Source organism: Thiococcus pfennigii, assembly GCF_016583835.1.
GTDB lineage: Bacteria > Pseudomonadota > Gammaproteobacteria > Chromatiales > Chromatiaceae > Thiococcus > Thiococcus pfennigii.
Genome location: NZ_NRRW01000105.1, coordinates 1 through 5,312, shown reverse-complemented (window position 1 = coordinate 5,312; position 5,312 = coordinate 1). Strand labels below are relative to the sequence as shown.

Here is a 5,312-nt window from a genome sequence, read left to right as displayed (position 1 = left end):
GGTTCATGCCGGCGGCGACGGCCTTCAGGCCCTCGCGGACCATGGCCTGGGCCAGCACGGTGGCGGTGGTGGTGCCGTCACCGGCGACGTCGGAGGTCTTGGAGGCGACCTCCTTGACCATCTGGGCGCCCATGTTCTCGAACTTGTCGGACAGCTCGATCTCCTTGGCCACGGAGACGCCGTCCTTGGTGACGGTCGGGGCGCCGAAACCCTTCTCCAGGACCACGTTGCGACCCTTCGGGCCGAGCGTGACCTTGACGGCGTTGGCGAGGATGTCAACGCCTTCCATCATGCGGGTACGGGCGTCGTTCTGGCGCTTCTCGTCGCGCTCTGCCATGTGCTCTTCCTGGCCGGCTCTGTCTCGGCCGAACGCCGTCTCCCCTGTCATGGGGAGGGTGCGTTGACTCAGTGGTCTTGCAGGGAAGGCATCGAGACCGCCGCGGACCTCAGGCAACGCATCGGGGCGCGTGCAACGTGCCTGATCGATCACGGGGTCTCGCCCGATCGTGCTGCGAAATCCGCATGGCGTCAAGGCGTCCGCTTGGCGAAGCGTCATCGCACGGCCGGTTGCCCGCGGGTCACGGTGGTCTAGAGCCGGCTCTGCCGCAGCAGCTTGTCGCGCTGGGTCGCGCGCCGGGAGACGTCGGTCGTGGTCGCTGACCCGTTGGACGGCCGTGTCGTTGGGGACATGGGTACAGTCGACGCGGTCAGGCGCGGCTCGGTTCCAGAAATTGGGCACCGGCAAGCCTGTCGTTACATGTCCGTCACGCGATGCTTGGAGGCCGGCACCGAACTGATGGACAACCCGGTCCCGCTCGGGCATGTGAACCTCGGCACGACGCCGATCTCCGCGCCCCTCGGCGAGGATCGGACGGCGGGTGTGGTCACGAGGCCCCGAGGTCGCGTCATAATGGACACCATGGATGACATGCCCCGCAGCTACCGCGACCTGATCGCGCCGATGGTCGCCACCGCCCGCGGACTCCTCGCCGCGGGCGAGGACCTGGCGCCCATCGCCCTCGTCGGCAACCTGTCGACGGGCGAGATGCAGCTCGTTACGATCGACCCGGACTCACCCGAGCCGAAGGACGACCTGGCCGCCTCCATCCGCTTCGCCGCCGCCACGCTGCGGGCGGACTTCATCTTCATGGTGATGGACGCCTGGGCCTTGGCCGCCGAGCAGGCTCACCGTCACGAAGAGATCATCGCGCGTTACGGTTCGATCGGCGATTCGCCCTATCGGATCGACGTCGTCAACTTCTCCCTGGAGACCCCCCGAGGAACCTGGATGGCGATCGCGCCGATCGAGGCGGGGGAGGGCGGGGCGAGGACCTTCGCCGAGCCCGAGTTCCGGCGCTACCCGCTGGCCGAGGGCCGATTCGTCGGACTGCTGCCCGCGAACAATGGCGATGACACCCCGCCCGCGTTGCACTGACCCGCTCGCGGGCGATCGGCGCGGCCGGCCGTGCCCGCGGATCGTCGGCAAGCCGACTCCTACCGAGCTCCAGCTTGGCCGCCGGTGGCCGATTTCGCCCCGAAACCACGAAATCCTGCGAGAATCCCAACGAAGCGCGGCGCTCGGGTGAGCGCCGCGTAACCCGACCGGGCGCCCCTCTCCCCGATGGCGCCGCGGAGGTTCGGGCAGGTTCGACCGACAAGGGGCGTGAATGGCCAGGCCAACGAAGAAAAAGAACGACAACGGTGGCGCGAACCTCGGCTTCGAGGCCAAGCTCTGGGCGGCCGCCGACAAGCTGCGCGGCAACATGGAGCCCTCGGACTACAAGCATGTCGTCCTCGGGCTCGTGTTCCTGAAGTACATCTCCGATGCCTTCGAGGCCAAGCGCTGCCAACTCCTGCGCGAGACGGCCGATCCGGACAGCGACCTCTACCTGCGCGACGAGCAGGCCCGCTACCGGGTCGCCGAGGATCGCGACGAATACGCCGCCGAGAACGTCTTCTGGGTGCCCGAGGAGGCCCGCTGGTCGCACCTCCAGGCGAGCGCCAAGCAGCCGACCATCGGCAAGACCATCGATGACGCCATGCTCGCGCTCGAGGCGAGCAACGCCTCGCTCAAGGGCGTGCTGCCGAAGGACTACGCCCGGCCCTCGCTGAACAAGGTCATGCTCGGCGAGCTGATCGACCTGATCAGCGGCATCGCGATGCACGAGGCCGCCGACCGCTCCAAGGACATCCTCGGGCGCGTCTACGAATACTTCCTCGGCAGCTTCGCCGGGGCCGAAGGCAAGCGGGGCGGGGAGTTCTACACCCCGCGCTCGGTCGTGCGCCTCTTGGTCGAGATGCTCGAACCCTACGCCGTCGACAAGCAAGGGGGCCGCGTCTACGACCCCTGCTGCGGCTCCGGCGGCATGTTCGTGCAGTCCGAGCGGTTCGTCGAGGAGCATGGCGGGCGCCTCGGCGACATCGCCATCTACGGGCAGGAGAGCAACTACACCACCTGGCGGCTGGCCAAGATGAACCTCGCGGTCCGGGGCATCGACGCCGACATCCGCTGGAACAACGAGGGCAGCTTCCACAAGGACGCGCTGCCCGATCTCCGGGCCGACTACATCCTCGCCAATCCGCCCTTCAACGTCTCCGACTGGGGCGGCGAGCGCCTGCGCGAGGACGCCCGCTGGAAGTACGGCGTGCCGCCGGTCGGCAACGCCAACTTCGCCTGGCTCCAGCACATCCTCCACCACCTGAGCCCCACCGGCACCGCCGGCGTCGTGCTCGCCAACGGCTCCATGTCCTCCGCCCAGTCCGGCGAGGGCGACATCCGCCGCGCGATGATCGAAGGCGACGTCGTCGACTGCATGATCGCCCTGCCGGGCCAGCTCTTCTACTCGACCCAGATCCCCGCCTGCCTCTGGTTCCTCGCCCGCGACAAGAAGAACCACCGCTTCCGCGACCGCCGCGGCGAGGTCCTCTTCATCGACGCCCGCAAGCTCGGCCACATGGTCGACCGCACCCGCAAGGAACTCTCGGACGAGGACATCGCCAGGATCGCCGGCACCTATCACGCCTGGCGCAACGGCGGTGCGGCCGGTCGGGCGGTAGGTCGGGTTAGCCCCTCGGGGCGTAACCCGACAGCCAGCGACGCAGCGCCCACCGAGGCCGATGACGGGTCACGCGGCGCTCGCCCGACCTACGCGGACGAGCCCGGCTTCTGCAAATCCGCGACCCTGGACGAGATCCGGGCGCATGGCCATGTGCTCACGCCCGGGCGCTACGTCGGCGCGGCGCCGGCGGAGGCGGACGACGTCCCTTTCGAAGAGCGATTCGCGGCGCTCAAGGACAAGCTCGACGAGCAGTTGGCCGAAGGCGAGGAGCTGGGGGCGCTGATCCGGGCGAAGCTGGAGGGTATTCTGCCCCCATGAACTGCGCCACCTGCAAGAATGGGCAAGGCGTCCCCGGCACCGTCACCGTATCGCTGACCCGTGGCGAGACGCTCGTCGTGATCAGGGGAGTCCCCGCGAGCGTCTGTGAAAACTGCGGTGACTACACCTTGGAAGCCGGCATTGCCCAGCGCGTCGATGATCTGGCGAACGATGCCGTGGCACATCGGGCCGAGGTAGAGATCCTGCGTTATGCGGCTTGATGCAGCGAGTCCCGTAGGTCGGGTTAGCCCCTCGGGGCGTAACCCGACGGCCGGCAACGCAGCATCGGCCGGGGCCAGCATTTCCACGCGGAGCTTGGGATCGAGAAAGGCATTGATACGGGCGGTGCTGGAGGGGGTGGTGGTCGATGGGTGAGTGGGAGTCTGTCCGGCTAGAGGATGTTTGCCAGGAAATTACGGTTGGGCATGTTGGGCCGATGGCCGACAAGTATGTCGATGAGGGTATTCCCTTCCTGCGCTCGCTTAATGTTGAGCCTTTCCGTATCAGAACTGATGGCTTGAAGTTTATAGGTCGAGACTTTCACAAGAAGCTGAGTAAGTCATCTCTGCGTCCCGGTGACGTTGTGATCGTCCGTACTGGAAAGCCAGGCGCTTGTGCTGTCATACCTGACTGGCTTGAGGAGGCTAATTGCTCCGATCTAGTTATAGTGCGGTGCGGATCAAGGCTTCGATCACGTTTTTTGTCCTATGTGGTGAACTCTATAGCGAGTCACCATATTGAAAGCCACCTCGTTGGTGCTGTGCAGCAGCATTTTAATGTGGGGGCGGCGCGTAGTCTGATTCTTGAGCTGCCTGGGGTTGCAGAACAGGATCAAATCATAGATCTGTTAGGCTCCATTAACGACAAGGTCGAACTCAACCGCCAGACCAACGAAACCCTCGAGGCCCTCGCGCGGGCGATCTTCACGGACTGGTTCGTGGATTTCGGCCCCACGCGCGCCAAGGCCGAAGGCCGCCCGCCCTACCTCGCCCCGGAGCTTTGGGACCTCTTCCCCGATGCGCTGGATGATGAGGATAAGCCGGTGGGGTGGACGCTTTGTTCCTTCGGAAGTTTGCTGGATTCTTCGATAGGAGGTGACTGGGGGAAGGAAGAAAAGGACGGTAAGTATTCCGAATTTGTGTCCATAATCAGGGGAACGGATTTTCCAATATTTAAGTCTGGATTTGCGGACAAGATTCCACAACGTTTTGTCGAAAAGAACAAGTTAGATAAGCGTCGACTTGATGAGGGTGACATAGTCGTTGAGGTGTCTGGTGGGAGCCCTACGCAGCCTACTGGGCGTTCAATCTATTTCTCATCAGAAGCTTTTTCGCGCTTCTCGAATCCAGTTGTGCCTGCTAGTTTCTGTCGTCGATTTCGCCCGCAAAACAAAGCTGTTGGCCTTCTGCTTGCTCAGCATCTCAACTATCTCTATCAGGGTGGCGGTACGTGGGCGTATCAAAATCAAAGCACTGGAATTGCAAACTTCCAAACGAAGTTTTTTCTCGAAAATGAGCTAGTGGTATTGCCATCTTCCTCTATTCTAGAGGCGTTTCATGATGTGGTGAGGCCGATTTTTGAGAAGGCCCAAGCCAACGAGAACACTACTCTCGCCCGAGGGTGTGGCCGCAAAATAATGTACATTAGGAAGCGCCATGACAGGCAGACAACACAATCCCTTCAAGCAGTATGTCCGGTATTGAGCACATCTTTCGATGCCGCACCCTGATCGGCGCGAGAAAAGCGATCGATCAGATTCAATGCACGAAAACGAAATATCCCGAGCCGTCGTCGATGGCGCACTGGCCGTACATCGTGCGCTGGGTCCAGGTCTGCTGGAGTCGGTCTACGAGTTGGCCCTCGCGTATGAGCTGGCACAACGCGGACTGACCGTTGAGCGCCAAGTACCGATTTCGATCGAATACCAAGGCGTCC

The 5,312-nt window shown here is 63.5% G+C and carries 6 protein-coding genes; 5 read left to right on the top strand and 1 reads right to left on the bottom strand.

What is annotated here, in order from left to right; translation table 11 throughout:
• Positions 1-337 (bottom strand): TCP-1/cpn60 chaperonin family protein (locus CKO41_RS17800; protein WP_276568968.1); only part of this gene is annotated, 337 nt, incomplete at its 3' end.
• A gap of 582 nt (positions 338-919) precedes the next feature.
• On the opposite strand from CKO41_RS17800, the gene CKO41_RS17795 reads away from it, so the two are divergent.
• From CKO41_RS17795 to CKO41_RS17775, 5 genes are all read left to right on the top strand, one after another.
• Entirely contained in the window at positions 920-1,435 is a 516-nt protein-coding gene (locus tag CKO41_RS17795; protein WP_200383234.1) for a hypothetical protein, read from the top strand.
• Between the two features lie 232 nt (positions 1,436-1,667).
• Complete coding sequence (locus tag CKO41_RS17790; RefSeq protein ID WP_200383233.1) at positions 1,668-3,377, top strand: class I SAM-dependent DNA methyltransferase; 1,710 nt, start codon at positions 1,668-1,670, stop codon at positions 3,375-3,377.
• Positions 3,374-3,598 (top strand): type II toxin-antitoxin system MqsA family antitoxin, encoded by a 225-nt coding sequence (locus CKO41_RS17785; protein WP_200383232.1) that lies wholly within the window; start codon positions 3,374-3,376, stop codon positions 3,596-3,598. Before CKO41_RS17790 ends, CKO41_RS17785 begins: the two co-directional genes overlap by 4 nt.
• A gap of 146 nt (positions 3,599-3,744) precedes the next feature.
• Positions 3,745-5,106, top strand: a complete 1,362-nt coding sequence (locus CKO41_RS17780; RefSeq protein WP_200383231.1) for a restriction endonuclease subunit S — start codon at positions 3,745-3,747, stop codon at positions 5,104-5,106.
• On the top strand, positions 5,093-5,312 hold a 220-nt coding region (locus tag CKO41_RS17775; protein WP_338115616.1), incomplete at its 3' end, for a GxxExxY protein. The genes CKO41_RS17780 and CKO41_RS17775, both read left to right, overlap by 14 nt.